The 20163-nt window shown below is 71.5% G+C and carries 18 protein-coding genes; 9 read left to right on the top strand and 9 right to left on the bottom strand.

Annotation, left to right across the window (positions count from 1 at the left end; translation table 11 throughout):
* Positions 1–10 precede the first annotated feature (10 nt).
* Complete coding sequence (locus J3P36_RS11460; protein WP_210508204.1) at positions 11–1150, top strand: diacylglycerol kinase family protein; 1140 nt, start codon at positions 11–13, stop codon at positions 1148–1150.
* A gap of 94 nt (positions 1151–1244) precedes the next feature.
* Here the strand turns inward: J3P36_RS11460 and pheA are convergent, their stop codons facing one another.
* Positions 1245–2210, bottom strand: coding sequence for a prephenate dehydratase (gene pheA, locus J3P36_RS11455; protein ID WP_210508203.1), 966 nt, complete (start codon positions 2208–2210; stop codon positions 1245–1247).
* Between the two features lie 39 nt (positions 2211–2249).
* Here pheA and pgm point away from each other — a divergent pair, with 39 nt between their 5' ends.
* The gene (gene pgm, locus J3P36_RS11450; protein WP_210508202.1) at positions 2250–3866 is read left to right on the top strand and encodes a phosphoglucomutase (alpha-D-glucose-1,6-bisphosphate-dependent); all 1617 of its coding nucleotides are present in this window, start codon (positions 2250–2252) and stop codon (positions 3864–3866) included.
* 76 nt (positions 3867–3942) lie between these two features.
* The gene (locus J3P36_RS11445; protein WP_210508201.1) at positions 3943–4578 is read left to right on the top strand and encodes a dihydrofolate reductase family protein; all 636 of its coding nucleotides are present in this window, start codon (positions 3943–3945) and stop codon (positions 4576–4578) included.
* Positions 4579–4758: 180 nt separating this feature from the next.
* Here the strand turns inward: J3P36_RS11445 and J3P36_RS11440 are convergent, their stop codons facing one another.
* Positions 4759–5625 (bottom strand): amidase domain-containing protein, encoded by an 867-nt coding sequence (locus J3P36_RS11440; RefSeq protein ID WP_210508200.1) that lies wholly within the window; start codon positions 5623–5625, stop codon positions 4759–4761.
* Between the two features lie 327 nt (positions 5626–5952).
* On the opposite strand from J3P36_RS11440, the gene J3P36_RS11435 reads away from it, so the two are divergent.
* The 6 genes from J3P36_RS11435 to J3P36_RS11410 all read left to right on the top strand — a co-directional run bounded on the left by J3P36_RS11435 (position 5953) and on the right by J3P36_RS11410 (position 12084).
* The gene (locus J3P36_RS11435) at positions 5953–7272 is read left to right on the top strand and encodes an extracellular solute-binding protein (protein ID WP_307807065.1); all 1320 of its coding nucleotides are present in this window, start codon (positions 5953–5955) and stop codon (positions 7270–7272) included.
* A gap of 70 nt (positions 7273–7342) precedes the next feature.
* Positions 7343–8440, top strand: a complete 1098-nt coding sequence (locus tag J3P36_RS11430; RefSeq protein ID WP_210508196.1) for a carbohydrate ABC transporter permease — start codon at positions 7343–7345, stop codon at positions 8438–8440.
* Complete coding sequence (locus J3P36_RS11425) at positions 8437–9321, top strand: carbohydrate ABC transporter permease (RefSeq protein ID WP_210508194.1); 885 nt, start codon at positions 8437–8439, stop codon at positions 9319–9321. Before J3P36_RS11430 ends, J3P36_RS11425 begins: the two co-directional genes overlap by 4 nt.
* Positions 9321–10733: a glycoside hydrolase family 1 protein gene (locus J3P36_RS11420; RefSeq protein ID WP_210508192.1), complete on the top strand. Its 1413-nt coding sequence runs from the start codon at positions 9321–9323 to the stop codon at positions 10731–10733. Before J3P36_RS11425 ends, J3P36_RS11420 begins: the two co-directional genes overlap by 1 nt.
* Before the next feature lie 23 nt (positions 10734–10756).
* Positions 10757–11803 (top strand): LacI family DNA-binding transcriptional regulator, encoded by a 1047-nt coding sequence (locus tag J3P36_RS11415; RefSeq protein WP_210508190.1) that lies wholly within the window; start codon positions 10757–10759, stop codon positions 11801–11803.
* Positions 11800–12084, top strand: coding sequence for a GNAT family N-acetyltransferase (locus J3P36_RS11410; RefSeq protein ID WP_210508188.1), 285 nt, complete (start codon positions 11800–11802; stop codon positions 12082–12084). The genes J3P36_RS11415 and J3P36_RS11410 overlap by 4 nt, the downstream gene beginning before the upstream one ends.
* Before the next feature lie 18 nt (positions 12085–12102).
* Here the strand turns inward: J3P36_RS11410 and J3P36_RS11405 are convergent, their stop codons facing one another.
* The 7 genes from J3P36_RS11405 to J3P36_RS11375 form a co-directional block, all read right to left on the bottom strand.
* On the bottom strand, positions 12103–13152 hold the full coding sequence (locus tag J3P36_RS11405; RefSeq protein ID WP_210508186.1) for a biotin/lipoate A/B protein ligase family protein: 1050 nt from the start codon (positions 13150–13152) through the stop codon (positions 12103–12105).
* A 29-nt stretch (positions 13153–13181) separates the two neighbouring features.
* Positions 13182–14039 carry an alpha/beta fold hydrolase gene (locus J3P36_RS11400; RefSeq protein WP_210508184.1) on the bottom strand — a complete coding sequence of 286 codons (858 nt, stop codon included), beginning with the start codon at positions 14037–14039 and terminating at the stop codon, positions 13182–13184.
* A gap of 75 nt (positions 14040–14114) precedes the next feature.
* Positions 14115–15398 carry a glycoside hydrolase family 6 protein gene (locus tag J3P36_RS11395; RefSeq protein WP_210508182.1) on the bottom strand — a complete coding sequence of 428 codons (1284 nt, stop codon included), beginning with the start codon at positions 15396–15398 and terminating at the stop codon, positions 14115–14117.
* A 164-nt stretch (positions 15399–15562) separates the two neighbouring features.
* Complete coding sequence (locus J3P36_RS11390) at positions 15563–16486, bottom strand: S1C family serine protease (protein WP_210508180.1); 924 nt, start codon at positions 16484–16486, stop codon at positions 15563–15565.
* Positions 16487–16560: 74 nt separating this feature from the next.
* Positions 16561–17406: a transglutaminase family protein gene (locus J3P36_RS11385; RefSeq protein ID WP_210508178.1), complete on the bottom strand. Its 846-nt coding sequence runs from the start codon at positions 17404–17406 to the stop codon at positions 16561–16563.
* On the bottom strand, positions 17406–18332 hold the full coding sequence (locus J3P36_RS11380; protein ID WP_210508177.1) for an alpha-E domain-containing protein: 927 nt from the start codon (positions 18330–18332) through the stop codon (positions 17406–17408). Before J3P36_RS11380 ends, J3P36_RS11385 begins: the two co-directional genes overlap by 1 nt.
* The gene (locus J3P36_RS11375) at positions 18326–20047 is read right to left on the bottom strand and encodes a circularly permuted type 2 ATP-grasp protein (protein WP_210508175.1); all 1722 of its coding nucleotides are present in this window, start codon (positions 20045–20047) and stop codon (positions 18326–18328) included. Before J3P36_RS11375 ends, J3P36_RS11380 begins: the two co-directional genes overlap by 7 nt.
* Positions 20048–20163: the final 116 nt, after the last annotated feature.

Here is a 20163-nt window from a genome sequence, read left to right as displayed (position 1 = left end):
GATTGTGCGAATGGCAGACAGCGCGCCCGAGACCCGGACGGCCGCGGTCGTCTACAACCCGATCAAGGTCGACCTCGACGCCATGCGCGCCGCCGTCGACGCGGCGGCCGCCTCCGCCGGCTGGGGGACGACTCGCTGGTACGAGACCAGCGAGGAGGACCCGGGCGAGGGGCAGACCCGCCAAGCCGTCGAGGACGGGGCGGACGTCGTGCTCGCCGCGGGTGGCGACGGCACCGTGCGCGCGGTCGCCCAGGGCCTCCGCGACACCGGTGTGCCAATCGCGCTGCTGCCCTCCGGCACCGGGAACCTGCTCGCCCGCAACCTCAACCTGACCCTCGGCAACCTCGAGGACTCGGTCGCCACCGCCTTCGAGGGCACCGACCGCGAGATCGACCTCGGCGTCGTCGAGGTGCGGCGGCCGGAGGGGACGCGGGACCGCCTCGTCTTCCTCGTCATGGCGGGCATCGGACTCGACGCCCAGATGATCGAGAACACCGACACCGAGCTCAAGAAGAAGGTCGGCTGGCTCGCCTACGTCGACGCCATCCGCAAGTCGCTGAAGGGCGACAACAACACGCGGCTCCGGTTCCAGCTCGACGGCGCCCCGCCCCGCAACCTCCGGGTGCACACGCTGATGATCGGCAACTGCGGATCACTGCCGGCCAACATCCTGCTGCTGCCGGAGGCGTCCGTCGACGACGGGCTGTTCGATATCGTCGCGCTCCGCCCGCAGGGACTCTTCGGCTGGATCCAGATCTGGGTGAAGATCGTGTGGGAGAACGGGGTGCTGCGCCGGGCGGGAACCGTCGGCCGGAAGCTGCTCGACGGTCTCAGCCGCGAGGTCCGCGCCCTCAGCTACCTGAAGGGCAAGGAGCTCATCCTGCGTCCGGACGAGCCCGTCGTCTTCGAGCTCGACGGCGACACCTTCGGCGAGGCGACCGCGCTCAAGGCGTGGGTCGATCCGCTCGCCCTCACCGTGAAGATCCCGCAGGCCGAGGCCGAGCGGCTGCCCGCGGCCGAGCGCACCGAGATGGGCGCGCCGGCGAAGGAGCAGGAGACGCTGCCGCCCGAGGTCACGTCGATCAGCCCGGCGGACGCTGCGGACGAGGCCCCGATCGGTGAGCCCGTGCGCGAGGGCGCCCCCGCCTGACCACGTCGCCGAGTGCGCCCCGCGGCACCGAGTGCGCCCGGTGCACGGGGCGCACTCGGTGTTTCAGGGTGCGCTCGGCGCGCGTGGCGAGGGGCTACTCGCCGTCGGCGGGTTCGCCCGAGAGGAGGCCGCGCAGCCAGTCGCGGGCCTCGATGAAGATCTCGTCGTCGTAGCGGTCGACGTACTCGATCTTCACCTTGTCGGCGCGGGGGTAGGAGCCGAGGAAGATGACGCTCGGACTGAAGCGGCGGACGCCGAGAAGCGCGTCCGCGACCCGCTCGTCGGAGATGTGCCCGTCGAGGTCGATGACGAACCGGTAGCGGCCGAGGGCGTCGCCGATCGGCCGGGACTGCAGCAGGCTGAGGTTGATGCCTCGGGTCGAGAACTGCTCGAGCAGCTCGAGCAGCGCGCCGGAGCGGTCCTCGGGCAGCTCCGCGATGAGGCTCGTCTTGTCGGCGCCGGTGCGCTCGGGGATGGTGCGTGTCCGGCTGACCAGCACGAAGCGGGTGACCGCGTTGGCGTTGTCGCCGATGTCCTCGGCCAGCACGTCGACGTTGTAGTGCTTCGAGATGGTGGGCGGCGCGACGGCGGCGTCGGCGAGCGCCGGCCCCTCACCGAGCAGCTCGGCGGCGGCCTGCACGTTCGAGGTGGCGGGCAGGTGGCCGTGCGCGGGCACGTTCTGCTCCAGCCAGCGCCGGCACTGCGCGTAGGCGACCGGATGCGCGGCGACGGTGCGCACCTCGGCGAGACGGGTGCCGGGCCGGGCGACGAGCACGAACCTCACCGGCACCAGGTACTCGCCCACGATCCGCAGGTCGGGGATGCTCGCGAGCGCATCCTGAGCCGCGGTCACGCCGCCCTCCACCGAGTTCTCGATCGCGATCATGGCGGCGACGCTGCGGCCGGTCACGACGTCGTCGAGCGCCTCGCCGACGTTGTTGACGGGGCGCCACACCTTGCCCTGCGCGTCCGGGACCTGGGCGAGCGCGGCCTCGGTGAACGTGCCGGCCGGGCCGAGGAAGCTGTAGGTCGCGGCGGCGGCGTCAAGGGGCCCGGGCATGGGTAGAGGTTATCGGGAGCGAACCGCCACTATGGGGGCATGACCGACCGTGCGGGAACCCCGGCCCAGGAATCCGACCTCATCGACGTGACGGCGCTCGTCCAGGCGTACTACGACAAGCATCCGGACGTGTCCGTCCCCGAGCAGAGGGTGGTGTTCGGCACCTCGGGCCACCGCGGCAGCTCGTTCGACACGGCGTTCAACGAGGACCACATCCTCGCGACGACGCAGGCGATCGTCGAGTACCGGGCGGCGCAGGGCACCACCGGTCCGCTGTTCATCGGCCGCGACACCCACGGGCTCAGCCGGCCGGCGGAGACCACAGCGCTCGAGGTCCTCGTCGCCAACGGAGTCCGGGTCCTCACCGCCGCCGACGACGGCTACACCCCGACCCCCGCGGTCTCGCACGCCATCCTGCGCTACAACCGGGCCGGCAACGACGACCAGGCGGACGGCATCGTCGTCACTCCCAGCCACAACCCGCCGCGCGACGGCGGCTTCAAGTACAACCCGCCGCACGGCGGCCCCGCCGACAGCGACGCGACGAGCTGGATCGCCCGCCGCGCCAACGAGATCATCGAGAACGGGCTCCGCGACGTGAAGGCGGCGGAGCCGAGCGCCGTCGAGGGCTACGACTACCTCGGCACCTACGTCGACGACCTCGCGAACATCATCGACATGGACGCGATCAAGGCGTCCGGCATCCGGATCGGCGCCGACCCGCTCGGCGGCGCGAGCCTCGCCTACTGGGAGGCGATCCGCGACCGGTACGGCCTCGACCTCGAGGTCGTGAACCCCGAGATCGACCCCACCTGGCGCTTCATGACCCTCGACTGGGACGGCAAGATCCGGATGGACCCGTCGTCCGCCTCGGCGATGGCGTCGGTCGTCGCTCGCCGGGCCGACTACGACATCCTCACCGGCAACGACGCGGACGCCGACCGGCACGGCATCGTCACCCCGGACGGCGGGCTGATGAACCCCAACCACTACCTCGCGGTCGCCATCCAGTACCTCTACGCGAACCGGCCCGGCTGGCGCAGCGACGCCGCCATCGGCAAGACGCTCGTCTCCTCGACGATGATCGACCGGGTCGCCGAGTCGCTCGGCCGGCGGCTCTGGGAGGTGCCGGTGGGCTTCAAGTGGTTCGTGCCCGGGCTGGTCGACGGCTCCGTCGCGTTCGGCGGCGAGGAGTCGGCGGGCGCGAGCTTCCTGCGCTTCGACGGCACCGTGTGGACGACGGACAAGGACGGCATCATCCTCGCCCTGCTCGCGAGCGAGATCCTCGCGAAGACCGGGAAGACGCCGAGCCGGCTGTACGAGGAGCTGACCGAGCGGTTCGGCGCGCCCGCGTACGAGCGGGTCGACGCTGCGGCGAGCAAGGAGCAGAAGGCACGACTCGGCAAGCTCGACGGCGACGCCATCACGGCGACGGAGCTGGCAGGCGAGCCCATCACCGCCAAGCTGAGCGCGGCGCCCGGCAACGGCGCGGCGATCGGCGGCCTCAAGGTGGTGAGCGAGAACGCGTGGTTCGCGGCCCGGCCGAGCGGCACCGAGGACGTCTACAAAATCTACGCGGAGTCGTTCAAGGGCACCGACCACCTGCGCGAGGTGCAGGCGGAGGCGAAGCGGATCGTCGACTCCGCGCTCGGCTGATGTCGAAGACGGGCTTCCCCGTTCGACGGAACAGGTGAGAGCCCGACCGCGGCTCACGACAGCAAGGGAGCAACCGATGCGACTCACGATCCAGGCCTTCGTCACCCTCGACGGCGTCATGCAGGGCCCCGGCGGCGCCGACGAGGACCGCTCGGGCGGCTTCGAGGCCGGCGGCTGGCTGGTGCCGTTCGTCGACGAGGGGTTCGGCGAGGTCGTCGACAGCTGGTTCCGGCGGGTCGACGCCGTGCTGCTCGGGCGGACGACGTTCGAGCTGATGCGCGGGTTCTGGCCGCAGGTGACCGATCCGGACGACGCGACGGCCGCCGCCCTCAACGGCAAGCCGAAGTACGTCGTCTCGAGCTCGCTCACCGACCCGGACTGGAGCGGCACCCGGGTGCTGTCCGGCGACCCGCTGGAGGAGATCCGCAGACTGAAGGAGCAGCCCGGCGGTGAGCTGCAGGTGCACGGCAGCGCCCGGCTCGCCCGCACGCTGCACGAGGCGGGGCTCGTCGACGAGTACCGGATCCTCACCTTCCCCGTCACCGTCGGGCAGGGCAAGCGCCTGTTCGACGAGGAGGCGCCGCCGCGGCGCTACCGCGTCGTCGAGTCCCGCGTCACGCCGGCCGGCGTCGTCTACACCGCCCTCACGCCCGAGGCCTTCTCTGGCGGCGAGATCTCCATCGAGGACGGCAGGGAGGTTCTCGACTCCTGAGCGGTGATCGAGGGGACCCACACCCTCTTCGGTGATTGAGGAGCTCGCGCAGCGAGCGCCTCGAAATCAGGCACCCCTGTCTCCGGACCCAGCCCCGCGAGTCGCGTGATCTCGAGACGCCGGCCTGCGGCCGGCTCCTCAATCACCGGAAGGGGCCGCCGGGATCGAGGCGGCGGACCGCTACTGCGCCAGGTGCCAGTAGTAGGCGGTGCCGCCCGGGTGGTCGACCGTGATCGCCTGGTCGACGTCGCGGTAGTCGGAGTCGAGGGTGTGTCCGGCGAAGTAGATCTTCGTGCCCGCGTCCGTCTTCTCGACCTTCGTCACGACGCCGGTGTGGTCGCGGTCGCCGGTGTTGTCCCAGTCGAACTGGGCGATGTCGCCGACCACGACCTGGTCGCGCTGGCTGTCGTCGAGCGGAGTCGCGAGGTCGGGCCGCGTCTGCAGCCAGTTGCGCATCGCGGTCGAGCTGCGCCAGGTCGCGCTCGCGGAGAGGACGCCGGACGAGCCGTAGTGCCACTCGTCGCTCTGGGTCCAACCTCGAGCGAGCAGCGTCTGGCTGGTGAAGTTGACGCAGTCGGTGTCGCCGAGGGTCTCGAACTCGGCGGTGTTGTAGTTCTTCCAATGGGCGAGCGCGTACGCGAGCTGCCGGTCGACGGGAGTGACCACCTGGTAGTCGAACTGCCCCTCGTAGACCGTCGTGCCGGCGCCGTCGAGCAGCACTAGCGGCTGCGATCCGGCGGCGAAGTTCGCTGACGCGGGCGCCGTCAGCGTCACGGACGCGCCGTCGCCGGCCGGGGCCACCGGAACCTCGACGGCACCCACGCGGGCCGTCGTCACGCCCTCGAGCGCGATTCCGCGCGCCGTGATCTGCGTACCGCCGGACACCGACCCCGAGGCGGGCTCCACCGCGAAGACGGACGGGGACGGGGCGGCCGGCGTCGATGCGGCAGGGGCGGGCTCCGTCGCGGGCTGCGCGGCCTCGGCGCATCCGGCGAGCACGGGGATCAGGAGCGCGGCGGCGAGAACGGGACGGAGCACTCGGGACACGGCGGTCGACGGTAGCCGCCCTGCCTGGGCGCCTGCTCGGCGCCGCGGGCTCCTCGAGTCCAGAGCGTCGGAGGTCGGCGATCCGGGAAAGGGGGCGGCTGGGCGGGACACCCGATGAGGATACGCGCGAGCCGCATCCGTCGGCCCGTCCCCCGCCGCCGCGCCCGCGCCAAAACCGCGTGGTCCTTCGTTCTTGGGAGCGCTCCCAAGATTTCCTTGACACGCTCGGAAGCAGCGGCCTACCGTGTCCCCAAAGTTGTGAGAGCGCTCTCATGCATCGCGATGGAAGCGCTCCCACGAACCCCACGCACACACAAGGGAGTGACCGTGACGTATTCACGTCGTACCAGAGCTGCTGCGGCAATCGCCGGTGCAGCATCCATCGCCCTCCTCGCCTCGGGATGCTCCGCGGCGGCGAGCGGATCGGGCTCGGGCGAGGACGGCCAGATCGAGCTGACCGTCACCACGTTCGGCACCATGGGCTTCGACGACCTCTACAAGCAGTACGAGGACGAGAACCCGAACATCAAGATCACGGCGAACAACATCGACACGGGCGGCAACGCCCGCACCGACGCCTTCACCAAGCTCGCGGCCGGCTCTGGCCTCTCCGACGTCGTCGCGATCGAGGAGGGCTGGCTCGGCTCGATCATGGAGGTGTCCGACCAGTTCGTCGACCTCCGCGACTTCGGCATCGAGGACCGCAAGGGCGACTGGGTGGACTGGAAGTACGAGCAGGCGACCGATCCGGATGGCCGCGTCATCGGCTACGGCACCGACATCGGCCCGGAGGGCCTCTGCTACAACTCCGCCGCGTTCGCCGCGGCCGGCCTGCCCACCGACCGTGCTCAGGTCGCCGAGCTGCTCGGCGGCGAGGACGCGACGTGGGAGCGCTACTTCGAGGTCGGCAAGCAGTACCACGACGCGACCGGCAAGGCCTGGTACGACCACTCCGGCTTCGTCTGGAACGCCATGGTGAACCAGCTCGACGAGGGCTACTACACGGCGGACGGCGAGCTGAACGTCGAGGGCAACGCCGAGCTCGAGGAGCGCTTCGGCTGGCTCGCGGACGGCGCCGAGAGCGGCCTCTCCGCGGCCCAGACCGCGTGGGACTGGAACGGCGGCAAGTCGTTCGTCGACGGCACCTTCGCCACCTTCGTCTGCCCCGGCTGGATGCTCGGCGTCGTGAAGGGCCAGATCGAGGCGGGCGGCGGCGACGCCGCCACCGGCTGGGACTTCGCCGACGTGTTCCCCGGCGGCGCGGCGAACTGGGGCGGCTCGTTCCTCTCCGTCCCCACCAGCTCGAAGCACCAGGAGGAGGCGGCGGCGCTCGCGTCGTGGCTGACCGAGCCGGAGCAGCAGTCGGCCGCGTTCGCGGTCGCCGGCCCGTTCCCGAGCACGCTCGAGGCGCAGGAGCAGCTCGCCTCCGAGGGCACCGCTGACGAGTTCTTCAACGGAGCTCCGACCGGTCAGATCCTCGCCGCTCGCGCCGAGGGCGTGAAGGCCCAGTTCAAGGGCCCGGACGACTCGGTCATCCAGGAGAACGTCTTCGGCCCCGCGCTGCAGGCGCTCGACCGCGGCGAGGCCGACGGCTCCGCCGCGTGGCAGCAGGCGATCGACCTGCTCGGCGAGCTCGTCGAGCAGTAGCAGCCCGAATCAAGCAGGGGGCTCCCGGCCGGGCACCGGGAGCCCCCTCCCTCCTCGAAAGGCGTCGACGATGACATCCACCCTCAGCCGCACCGAGGCTCCGGCCACCCCGCCCGAGGAGACGCGCCCCCGGCGCGGACGCTCGGACCTCACGTTCCGGCAGCGGCTCAGCCGGTTCGACGTCAAGGCGTCGCCCTACCTCTACATCTCCCCCTTCTTCCTCACCTTCGGGGTCGTGGGGCTGTTCCCGCTCGTCTACACGCTCGTCGTATCGCTCTACGACTGGCAGCTGCTGCAGGGCCAGGGCGAGTTCGTCGGGCTCGGCAACTTCGTCGAGGTGCTCGGCGACCGGTTCTTCTGGAACTCGATCTTCAACACGTTCAGCATCTTCCTGCTGTCCTCGATCCCGCAGATCATCGTCGCGCTCGTGATCGCCGCGGTCCTCGACCAGAACATCAAGGCGAAGACCTTCTGGCGGATGAGCGTCCTGCTCCCCTACGTCGTCGCCCCCGTCGCGGTGGCCCTCATCTTCTCGAGCATGTTCGGCGAGGAGTCCGGGCTCGTGAACAACCTGCTCGGCCTCGTCGGCATCGACCCGATCCAGTGGAAGCACGACACCCTCGCGAGCCACATCGCGATCGCGACCATGGTCAACTGGCGCTGGACGGGCTACAACGCGCTCATCCTGCTCGCCGCGATGCAGGCGATCCCGCGCGACCTTTACGAGTCGGCGGCTCTCGACGGCGCCGGCGCGGTCCGCCGCTTCTTCTCCATCACGATCCCGAGCATCCGGCCGACGCTGATCTTCGTGATCATCACGGCCACGATCGGCGGGCTGCAGATCTTCGCCGAGCCGAAGCTGTTCGACGTCACGAGCGCCGGCGGCATCGGCGGCTACGACCGGCAGTTCCAGACCACGGTGCTCTACCTCTGGGAGATGGCGTTCTTCCGCCAGAACTTCGGCGAGGCCGCGGCCATCGCCTGGCTGCTGTTCCTCCTCATCGTGGGCATCGGCATGATCAACTTCCTGCTCTCCCGGCGCATCGCGTCGGCCGAGACGCGGGCACTCAAGAAGCGGACGGCGAAGCGCCTGGGCGAGCACCAGGACCGCGCGTCGCAGGGACTCGTCGGCGAGGGCGCCGGCGTCGAGGATCGGGGGAACGCATGACCGCGCCGGCACAGACGAGGATCTTCCCGGTGCGGGGGCCCGCGGCCCTGCCGCGCCGCCGCGGCCGCGGGGACCGACCCGGCTTCCTCGCCTACGGGCTCCTCAGCGCGGTGCTGCTCGGCTCGGCGTATCCGCTCTGGTGGTCGTTCGTGGTCGGCAGCGGCACGAACGCGACCCGCGGCGAGACCCTCCCGCTGCTGCCCGGCGGAAACTTCCTCGCGAACGCGGCCACCGTGCTCGGGGCGATCCCGTTCTGGACGGCCCTCGCGAACAGCGTGATCGTCTCGTCGGTCATCACGCTCTCCGTCGTGATCTTCTCGACGCTCGCCGGGTACGCCTTCGCCAAGCTCCGCTTCCGCGGCAGGGACGGCCTCATGGTCTTCGTCGTCGCGACGATGGCGATCCCGACCCAGCTCGGCATCATCCCGCTGTTCATCATGATGCGGCAGCTGGGCTGGACCGGTCAGCTCGGTGCGGTCATCATCCCGACCCTCGTGACCGCGTTCGGCGTGTTCTTCATGCGCCAGTACCTGGTCGACGTGATCCCGGACGAGCTCATCGAGGCGGCCCGCGTCGACGGCGCCAACCAGATCCGCACGTTCTTCCATGTGGCGCTGCCCGCGGCGCGGCCCGCGATGGCGATCCTCGCCCTGTTCACCTTCATGATGGCGTGGACCGACTTCCTCTGGCCGCTCATCGTGCTGAACCCGACGAACCCGACGCTGCAGACGGCTCTCGCCCAGCTGCAGTCCGGCTACTACGTCGACTACTCGGTCGTGCTGACGGGGGCGGTGCTGTCGGTGGTCCCGCTGCTCATCCTGTTCGTCGCGGCGGGCCGCCAGCTGGTGGCCGGAATCATGCAGGGAGCGGTGAAGGGCTGATGATCGATCCGAACGAGTACCGGTGGCCCGAGGGCTTCCTCTTCGGCTCCGCGACGGCGGCGGCCCAGATCGAGGGCGCCGCTCACGAGGACGGCAAGGAGGACTCGATCTGGGACGCCTACGCCCGCGTCCCGGGCGCGGTCGCCGGCGGCGACACTCCCGAGGTCGCGGTCGACCACTACCACCGCATGCCCGAGGACGTGCGCCTCATGCAGCGGCTCGGGCTCGGCTCCTACCGCTTCTCCACGAGCTGGGCGCGCGTGAAGCCGGGCGACCGGGAGGTGAACCGGAAGGGCCTCGACTTCTACTCGCGGCTCGTCGACGAGCTGCTGGACGCGGGCATCCTGCCCTGGCTCACCCTGTACCACTGGGACCTGCCGCAGGCGGTCGAGGAGCGGGGCGGCTGGGCGAACCGCGACACCGCCGCCCGCTTCCGCGACTACGCGGCCGCGGTGCACGACGCGCTCGGCGACCGGGTGACGCACTGGACCACGTTCAACGAGCCGCTCTGCTCCTCCCTCATCGGGTATGCCGGCGGCGAGCACGCGCCCGGACGGCGCGAGCCCCGCGCGGCCCTGGCCGCGCTGCACCACCAGCACCTCGCGCACGGCCTCGCCACCGACCTGCTCCGGGAGCGGGGCGCGGAGCGGATCGGCATCACCCTCAACCTGACGAACGCCGTGCCGAACGACCCCTCGGATCCCGTCGACCTCGACGCCGCCCGCCGGCTCGACGCCATCTGGAACCGCGCCTTCCTCGAGCCGCTGCTCCTCGCCGCCTACCCCGACGACTTCCTCGAGGACGTGCGTGAGCACGACTTCGAGTCGCTTCTCCGGCCCGGGGACCTGGACACGATCGCCGCCCCGATCGACTTCCTCGGCGTGAACCACTACCACGACGACAACGTGAGCGGTCATCCGCTGCCGCCGGGCACGCCGCCCGGGCTGCGCCCCGCCCCGCGCCCGACGTCGTCGCCGTTCGTCGGCTCCGAGCACCTCACCTTCCCCCGCCGCGGCCTGCCCGTCACGGCGATGGACTGGGAGGTGAACCCCGACGGGATGCGCACGCTGCTCGTCCGGCTCGGCCGCGAGTACCCGAACCTGCCGCCGCTCTACGTCACCGAGAACGGATCCGCCTACGACGACGTCGTGGCGGAGGACGGCGCCGTGCACGACGCCGAGCGCGTCGCCTATCTCCGGGCGCACCTCTCCGCTGTGGCCGAGGCGATCGACGAGGGCGCCGACGTGCGCGGCTACTTCGTCTGGTCGCTGCTCGACAACTTCGAGTGGGCCTGGGGCTATGCCAAGCGGTTCGGCATCGTCCGGGTCGACTACGAGACGCAGGAGCGCATCCCGAAGGACAGCGCCCTCGAGTACGCCGGGATCATCGGGCGGGTGCCGGCGGGGACCTAGACTGCGAGCGGAAGGGAGCGACGATGACCCAGGAGTTGACGCCGGGGGCGCCGACCTTGGAGCAGGTCGCCGCTCTCGCGGGCGTCTCCCGGTCGACGGTCAGCCGAGTGGTCAACAACTCGCCGCACGTCACCGAGGAGGCGGCCTCTGCCGTGCTGCAGGCGATCGAGGAGCTCGGCTACGTGCCCAACCGGGCCGCCCGGTCGCTCGCGAGCCGGAAGACGCAGGTGATCGCCCTCGTCGTGCCGGAGTCGATCGCGAAGGTGTTCGCCGACCCGTTCTTCGCGTCCGTGGTGCAGGGCGTCGCGCTCCATCTCGCGGAGACCGACTACACGCTCAACATGGTCATCGCGTCCGAGACGAGCCCCGAGAAGACCCGGCGGTACCTGCTCGGCGGCAACGTCGACGGAGCGCTCGTCGTCTCGCACCACTCGGGCGACCACTCCTACGCGCGGCTCAGCCGCTCGCTGCCAATGGTGTTCGGCGGCCGCCCGATGCACGCGGAGGAGCAGGACAGCTTCTACGTCGACTCCGACAACGTGACGAGCGCGCGGGATGCGACGCGCCACCTCGTCCGGATCGGCTGCCGCTCGATCGCGACGATCTACGGCCCGCAGGACATGCCGCCCGGATTCGACCGCCTCGCCGGGTGGCGCTCGGCCCTGCAGGAGGCCGGGCTGGACGACTCCCTCGCCGAGGCCGGCGACTTCACGCCGGCATCCGGGGCCGAGGCGATGCGCCGGCTGCTCGACCGCGGAGAGCCGATCGACGCGGTGTTCGCCGCCAACGACCAGATGGCGGTCGGCGCGCTGTCCACCCTGCGCGAGCGGGGACTTGCCGTGCCGGGCGACGTCTCCCTCGTCGGGTTCGACGGGGACAGCTTCAGCGCGACCAGCGAGCCGCCGCTGACGACGGTCGCTCAGCCGGCCACCGAGCTGGGCGCCACCATGGCGCGCGTGCTCGTCGACCTGCTCGAGGGCCGCCCGGTCGAGCGCGTCACGATCATGCCGACGCGGCTGCTCGTCCGGGCGTCCACCCGCCCGCCGCAGGCTCCGGAGGAGGAGAGATGACCGACACCGTGCGCCACGAGCCCGAGCAGTCCCGGTACGTCTTCGAGCGGGACGGCGAGCGGCTCGGCCTCACCAACTACCGCGTCACGGGCAGCGGCGTGCACATCACCCACACCGAGATCGACCCGTCCCTCCGCGGACAGGGGCTCGGCGGAATCATGGTGCGGGGCGTGCTCGACGACCTGCGGAGCCGGACCGAGGACCGGGTCGTGCCGATCTGCCCCTTCGTCGACCGGTGGATCGACCTGCACCCCGACTACCAGGACCTGCTCACCCGCTGACCTCGGCACCGGCCGCCATCACGGGACGCGGGCGAGCCACTCCGGAGTGCTGAACTTCGAGCGCACGAGCTCCTCGGCGGCGGCGTATTCCTCGGAAGTGATACCTCCCGCAGTCGCGCCGTAGAGGGACGTGAACGTCTCCTTCATTCGGTCGATGATCTCCGCGCGGGACAGGCCCGTCTGGCTGCGGAGCGGGTCCACGCGCTTCGCCGCGCTCGTCGTGCCCTTGTCCGACAGCTTCTCGCGGCCGATGCGCAGCACCTGCACCATCTTCCCGCCGTCCATGTCGTAGCTCATCGTGACGTGGTGCAGCACCGCCCCGCCGCCGAGGCGCTTCTGCGCGGCTCCGCCGATCTTGCCCTTCGGCGAGGTGATGTCGTTGAGAGGCTGGTAGAACGCGTCGATGCCGAGCGAGCGGAGCGCGGTGATGACCCACTCGTCGAGGTAGGCGTACGACTCGGCGAAGGACATCCCGCGCACCAGGTCGCCGGGGGCGTAGAGCGAGTACGTGACGGCGGTGCCGGCCTCCATGAACATGGCGCCGCCACCGCTGATCCGCCGTACCACCTCGACGCCGTATCTCTCGGCGTTCTCGAGGTCGACCTCGTTGCGGAGGGACTGGAAGCTGCCGATGACGATGGCCGACCGGTCCCACTCCCAGAACCGCAGGGTGGGCTTGCGACGGCCCGCGCCCACCTCCTCGGTGAGCACCTGGTCGAGCGCGAGATGCATCGCGGGCGACTCGGCCTTGGCGTGCACCAGCTCCCAGTCGTAGTCGCGCCAGCTCCTCGCATTGCCGATCGACCGGCGAATCGCGGTGGCGACCCCCTCCGGCGTGAAGCCGAGGAGCACGGCCTCCTCCGGCAGGGCGGCCCGGATCGCGGCGGCGATGCGCATCGAGTCCGCGTCGACGGGCAGGCCGTTGACGGCGCGGTCGATCGCCTCGAGCGCGGTGTCGGGCTCGAGGAAGAAGTCGCCCGCCAGCCGGAAGTTCGCGATGACGCCGTCCACCTCGTCGAGGTCGACCACCACGAGCTTGCCGCCCGGAACCTTGTACTCACCGTGCATGCCGGACTCGTCCTCTCGCTCGGGTGCCCTCAGCGGGCCGATCGCCGCTCGCCGACGCGCTCCTCGAGCCAGGCGAGGAGGTCCGCGACGACCTCCTGGCGGTTCGTCTCATTGAACACCTCGTGGCGGGCCTCGTCGTACACGATCGCCTCGACGTCCCGCATTCCGGAGCGGCGCACGTACTCCTCCGCGAGCCGTTCAACGCTGCGGGGGCCGCCGAGTGGGTCGTCGCTGCCGACGAGGATCAGCAGCGGGAGGTCACTCGGCAGATTCCGGGCGGGCCGGCCGAGGAGACGCAGGGCGTCGGGCAGGCCGAACAGCTTCACGCTCTGGGCGGAGAAGTTGAGCGGGTCGGTGAAGAAGGCGGCGGAGATCTCGGCGTCCCGGCTCAGCCACTCTGCGCCGGTCGTGCCGAGATGGCGGTGCCGGCGGTTGAGGTCGCCGCCGTTCATCCAGCCGAAGGCACGGTAGGCGGTTCCCGTGAACACGATCGCGTCGAAGTCGCGTGGGTGCCGGTTGAGGAGGATCTGCCCGAGCACGGACCCCCAGCTGTGGCCGAGGAGCACCAGGGGCACATCGGCGTGTTGCGCCCGGATGATCCCGGTGAGCTGATGGACGGCCGCGATCGTGCCGCGGACGCCGCCCGGGCCGAGCCGGCCGAGCTTCGACCGGTCGCCTCCCCACTGCTGCATGCCGGTCTGGCCGTGACCGCGGTGGTCGTCCGCGACCACCGAGTAGCCGGCCTCGTTCAGCTCCCGGGCGAGGACGGCGTAGCGCCCGGCGTGCTCCCCCAGCCCGTGGAGCAGCTGGACGACGGCGCGCGGGGACTCGACAAGCCATTCGTGATAGGTGATGACGACGCCGTAGTCGTCCGTGTACGTGGGCACGGAGGGATTCTTCCATCCGCGGGACACAGAGGAGGGCCCGGCGACTGCCGGGCCCTCCGTCCGTGCTGAGCGGTGCTAGAGCGCCGGCTGCGCGAGCTCGATCAGCTCACGCGCCTGCTCGGGGAACCACTGGCCGGCGGCCGGGTCGATCATGCCCCGCTCGGGGTCCTCCGGCCCGCCGGTGCCGCGGAAGCACTGGCCGTCGGACTCACCGGGCACCTTGATCCAGAGGTATGCGTCGACGAGCTCGTTGCCCGTGTCGGTCGTGGGGGCGGCGCCGAGGCCGCGGGCCGGCGGGTTGCACCAGTCCTCGGGGTCGCTGTACTCGGTGCCGCCGGCGTCCCACGGGCCCTGCCCGTTGCGGCTCGTGTCGAGCACGAAGTGGACGGCAGGCTCGACCCCGCCGAGGATCGACTCGTAGCGCGAGTTCACGCCGGCGGTGTTGAGGGCGGGATCCGTCGCGGTGTCGCTCCATTCGCCGAACTGCGTGAGGGCGGTGCCCTGCCAGCCGTTCGCCGGGCCGCCGCTCCAGTACTGGCTGCCGCAGCTCGCGAAGTCGCCCTCGTTCACCTGCGTCGCGTAGGTGATGCAGGTGGACACCCAGGTGCCGTACTGCTCGAGGTTCGCCGTGTACTGGTAGTTGGACACGTTGAGGAAGAACCCGTCCGCGTTCTGCACGCCGGCCTTGAGGAGCCGGTCGCTCGCGTCGCCGACGTTGAGCCACCCGTTGTGCGTGCCGTCGAGGTAGACGACGGTGTTGGGAAGGGCCGAGAGCGCGTCGACGGCGTAGTTCAGCTGCGCGAAGCGGCTCGCCGCGGCCGTCGCGGGGTCGAGGTCGGCCGGCTGGCACCACTCCAGCGTGCCGTCGAGGTTCGTGTACCAGGGGATGATGCCGAGGCCGTCGGGCTCGAGGATCACCGCGGCGTCGCGGTCACCGATACCGGCGACGACGCCGTCGATCCAGGCCTGATACTCCGCGGTGTCGGCCGCGCCGCCCGCCGAGTACTGGGCGCAATCCCGATACGGCAGGTTGTAGGCGACGAGGACCGGCACGGCGCCGTCCTTGTCCGCGGCCTTGACGACCGTCGAGACGTCCTTCTCCACCTGCTTCGGCGTGCCGCTCGTAAACCAGGTGGCGGAGGCGTATCCGCCGAGCAGTTGCGCGTCCTCCTTCGCCTGCCCTTTGAGCTTCTTCGCGGCGTCGAGGGTGGTGCTGTGCGGGTTGACCCACAGCGGGGCCTCGGGGTTCAGCACGTCGTTCGCCGCGGCGGCCGACTGCGCCGTCGCCATGCCCACCAGCGAGAGCGCTGCGGCCGCGGCCACCGCCGCCACCCGTCTCCCCATCGAGAATCGAGTCATTCCATCTCCGTTGATCAGCGCCGATCGCGGTTCGACCGACGTCATCGTCGTCCTGGCCCCACCTCCAGCTGAGAGCGCTCCCAGATCCCTCCCACCACCCTCCGTGGGAGCGCTCCCGGTGTCAAGCGCGAATCGGCGTGCCTGTGCCGACGGGGGCGTTCCGGCTAGTGGACGGCCAGCTCGCGCGGCGTGACGAAGACGTCGACGAGGGCGCCGTTGCGCCAGACGGTCATCTCGATCTCGCGGTCGATCGCGTCCTCGACGAGCAGCCGCTGGACCTCGGTGGTGCTCACGACCTGGGTGCCGGCGATCTCGACGACGATGTCGCCGGGGCGGAGCCCTGCCGCCGCGGCGGGCGAGTGCTCGGAGACCCCGGCGACCCGGAGCCCCTGGGCAGAGCCGACGCGCGTGCCGAGCTCGACCGGGAGGGGCACCTGAGCGCCCGCGATGCCGAGCCATGCCCTGCGGACCCGACCACGCGCGCACAGGGACGCGATGATCGCGCCGGTCGTCGCATTGAGCGGGACGGCCAGCCCCACCCCGATTCCGGCCACCGCGGTGTTGACGCCGATCGCGCGTCCGGCACTGTCCGCGAGCACGCCGCCGCTGTTGCCGGGGTTGAGCGCAGCATCCGTCTGGATCACCTCGTCGATGATCCGGCCGGACGCCGTGGGCAGGGACCGGCCGAGGGCCGAGACGATGCCGGCGGTGACGCTGCCGGCGAGGCCCAGGGGATTGCCGAGCGCGACCACGAGCTGCCCGACGCGCAGCGTCGCGGCGTCGCCGATCGGCACGGGCGGCGGCACGGGACCGTGCGCCCGCAGCACCGCGAGGTCGGACAGCGGGTCGCGCCCGAGCACCTCGGCGGACACCGTGCTGCCGTCGGTGAACGCCGCCTCCACCGAGTCGGCACCAGCCACGACGTGCGCGCTCGTCAGCAGGACGCCGTCCTCGGTGATCACGCTCGCGCTGCCCGCGCCGGCGCCGCGCGGACCTCGCACGGCGAGGCTCGCGACGCTCGGCAGGACCCGCTCCGCGACACCGACGACGGCTCGCGAGTAGGCGTCCAGCGCCTCGTCGTCGTTCATGCGGACACCTTGCACCCGGCGGGCCGCGAACGGGAGGGTGTTCGCCACCGGCGGAGGGCCGGCGGGCAACGGGATCAGGCCTCGCGGGTGATCTCGACGGTCACGAACAGCTGCGAGCGGGCGGGGCCGGCGTACACGCCTCGGAGCGGCGGCACGTCGCGGTAGTCGCGGCCGCGGCCGACGAGCACGTGGCGGTCTCCGATCGGCAGCTGGTTCGTCGGATCGAACCCGTGCCAGTCGCCGCAGAACCACTCGACCCAGGCGTGCGACTCCCCGGCGACGGTCTCCCCGATCGCCGGCTCGGCCACGGGGTGCAGGTATCCGGACACGTAGCGGGCCGGGATGCCGACCGAGCGGACCGCCCCGATCGCGAGCTGCGTGATGTCCTGGCAGACACCCTTGCGCTCGGCCCACGCCTCGCGCGCGGTGGAGCCGACACCGGTGACGCCCTGCATGTACTCGACGCTCTCGCCCACCATCCGGCAGATCGCCTCGGCGGCCGCGCAGGGGTCCGCGCTGTCCGCCGCGATCTCCGCGGCCAGCGCCGAGAGGTCCTCGGGCGGGTCGGTCAGCGGCGTCTGCGGCGCCTGCTCGACGGACGCCACCTGTCGTGCGGCGGCGGCGGGCAGCTCCTCCCAGGTGAGGCGACTGCCGCTGTGCTCGCGGTCGCGGACCTCGACGAGGCTCGTCGCGGTGAGGGACAGCTCCCGATGCGGGGCCAGGACCTCGAACGAGCTGACCCGCGTGCCCCAGTAGTCGACGTAGCCGTGCTGCGACGAGGTGGGCCGCACGTCGAGGTGGGAGTGGAGCACGAACTGCCCCTCGCCGCTCACCGGCAGCATCCGGGCCTCGTTGTAGGACGCCGTGACCTCGCCGTCGTAGCGGAAGCCGGTCTCGTGCCGGACCCGAAGGCGCTTCATCAGTCCTCCTCCCGCCAGGACGGGGCGGCGCCCGTCGGGAAGTAGCGGCGCCGGATCGCCTCCGAGGCCTCGGAGGTGACCTCCTGGACCGCGTCCATCTGGTGCGGCAGGTCGTCGAGGATCTCGGCGATCGGCCGGTACTCGAGCTGGCTCCGGATGCGTCCCAGCAGGCGCTGGGCCTGGTCCGAGACGCCGACCCGGTCGGTGCGCGGCTCCAGCTGGCGGAGGCACTCCTCGGCGCGCGACACGCTGAACAGCACCGACCGCGGGAACAGGCGGTCGAGGAGCAGGAACTCGGCGGCGTTCCGCGCCGACGGCATCCCGCGGTAGGTGCGCAGGTACGCCTCGTACGCGCCGCAGGAGCGGAGGATGGTCGTCCAGCTCGGTCCGCTGGCCTCCGTGAGGGCGCGGGTGGCGAGCAGGCGGGCGGTCATGTCGGCGCGCTCGAGGCTGCGCCCGAGGGTGAAGAACAGCCAGGCCTCGTCGCGGCTCGTCGCCGACTCGATGACGCCGACGGCGAGCGCGGCCCGCTCCCGCACCCACCCGAAGAACTCGTGCACCTTCTCGGAGGAGATCCGCCGCGGCATGCGGGCGCGGGTCGTGTTGAGGCACTCCCACAGCTCGGTGGAGACGATCTCGCGGGCTCGCCGGGCGTTCTCACGCGCGGCGCCGAGCGAGTAGGCGATGGAGGCGGGATGGGTGCGGTCGACGGCGAGGATCGCGAGCACGTCCTCGCGGGTGAGCTCGCGATCGTCCGGAGCGGAGCTGCCCATCACCGAGAGGAGGGAGCGGCAGGCGACGTCCTCGGGGGTCCACGGGTCCTCGAGCAGCAGCTGCAGGTGCACGTCGAGGATGCGCGCGGTCCCGTCGCTGCGCTCGATGTAGCGCCCGATCCAGAAGAGGCTCTCCGCGATGCGGCTCAGCATGGCGCCCCCTCCCCGAGTGCCCGTTCCGGCGCGGCGTGCCCGGTGCAGGCGTTCCTCGGCGCCGGAACGGACACCTGGCGGGACTGCTGCTGCTGTTGCTGCTGCTCGGTGCCGCCGCGGGGGCGGTCCTCGGGCGAGTGGTCCGGGGCGTGCTCGCGGATGATCGGGATCGACTGGGTGGACGCCTGGCCGGCGACCAGGCCAGCGATGCCGCCCTCGCGCGGGGCGGAGAGGACGGCGCTGCCGACGACCCACGTGTCCTTCGACCCGCCGCCCTGGCTCGAGTTCACGACGAGCTGCCCCTCCGGCAGGGCGACGCGGGTCAGCCCGCCCGGCAGCACCCACACGTCGTCGCCGTCGTTGACCGCGAAGGGCCGCAGGTCGGCGTGCCGCGGCCGGACGCCGTCCTCGACGAGGGTGGGGATGGTCGACAGCTGCACGACCGGCTGGGCGATCCAGCCGCGCGGGTCGCCCAGGAGGCGGGTGCGGAGCGCGTCGAGTTCGGCCCGCGACGCGGCGGGGCCGACGACGAGGCCCTTGCCGCCCGAGCCGTCGACCGGCTTCACGACGAGCTCGTCGAGGCGGTCGAGGACCTCCTCGAGCGCGCCCGGATCCTCGAGGCGCCACGTCTGCACGTTCGGCAGGATCGCGTCCTCGCCCAGGTAGTAGCGGATCAGGTCCGGCAGGTACGTGTAGACGAGCTTGTCGTCGGCGACGCCGTTGCCGACCGCGTTCGCGATGGTCACGTTGCCGAGCCGCGCCGCGAGCATCAGGCCCGGCGACCCCAGCATCGAGTCGGCCCGGAACTGCAGCGGATCGAGGAACTCGTCGTCGACGCGGCGGTAGATCACATCGACGCGCGTGGGGCCCGCCGTGGTCCGCATGAAGACGCGGCCGCCCGAGCAGAACAGGTCGCGGCCCTCGACGAGCTCGACCCCCATCAGCCGCGCGAGGAGGGTGTGCTCGAAGTACGCGGAGTTGTAGACCCCGGGAGTGAGCACGACGACCGTCGGATCCTCGACGCCCGCCGGCGCGCTCGCCCGCAGCGCCTGGAAGAGCCGGTTCGGGTAGTCGCCGACCGGCCGCACCCGCATCGAGACGAACAGCTCGGGCAGCGTCTGCGCCATCACCCGGCGGTTGGAGATGACGTAGCTGACGCCGCTCGGCACGCGCACGTTGTCCTCGAGGACCCGCCAGTCGCCGGCCTCGTCGCGGATGAGGTCGATGCCGGACACCTGGATGCGCACGCCGTTCGCCGGCTCGATCCCGGCCGCCTGGCGGTGGTAGTGCGAGGACGAGGTGAGCAGTGAGGCGGGGATCACGCCGTCGCGCACCGCCCGCTGCGGGCCGTACACGTCGGCGAGGAACGCCTCGAGCGCGCGCACCCGCTGCTTCACGCCGGAGTCGATGCGCGACCACTCCTGCTGGTCGATGACCCGGGGCACGGCGTCGAGCGGGAAGGGGCGCTCCTCGCCCGCGAAGTCGAAGGTGACGCCCTGGGCGAGGTAGCTCGAGGCCAGCGCTTCGGTGCGCCCGCGGAGCTCGGACTGCGTCATCCGGGCGAGTGCGGAGTGGATCTCGCGATAGTGGTCGCGGGCGACGCCGTGCCCTTCACCGTCGGGCGCGATCTCGAACATCTCGTCCCAGGCGGGACGCGGCGGCGCAGGCCGGGGGCGGGCCGCCGGGGCGGCGTAACCGTCGAAGAGGTCGCCCATGAGCCGAGAATAGCGAGGGCCGTGTTGCCGGATTGTTTCGGGATCGGGGGTTGCGGCGGCGCCTCCCGGTCGGCGAGACGGCGCGGTCGGGGAACGAGGACAGAAGGCCCGGCCGG

The organism is Naasia sp. SYSU D00057 (genome assembly GCF_017916505.1).
Classification (GTDB): Bacteria; Actinomycetota; Actinomycetes; order Actinomycetales; family Microbacteriaceae; genus Naasia.
The sequence above is the reverse complement of the archived record's forward strand: the minus strand, read 5'-3'. Positions and strand labels throughout refer to the sequence as shown.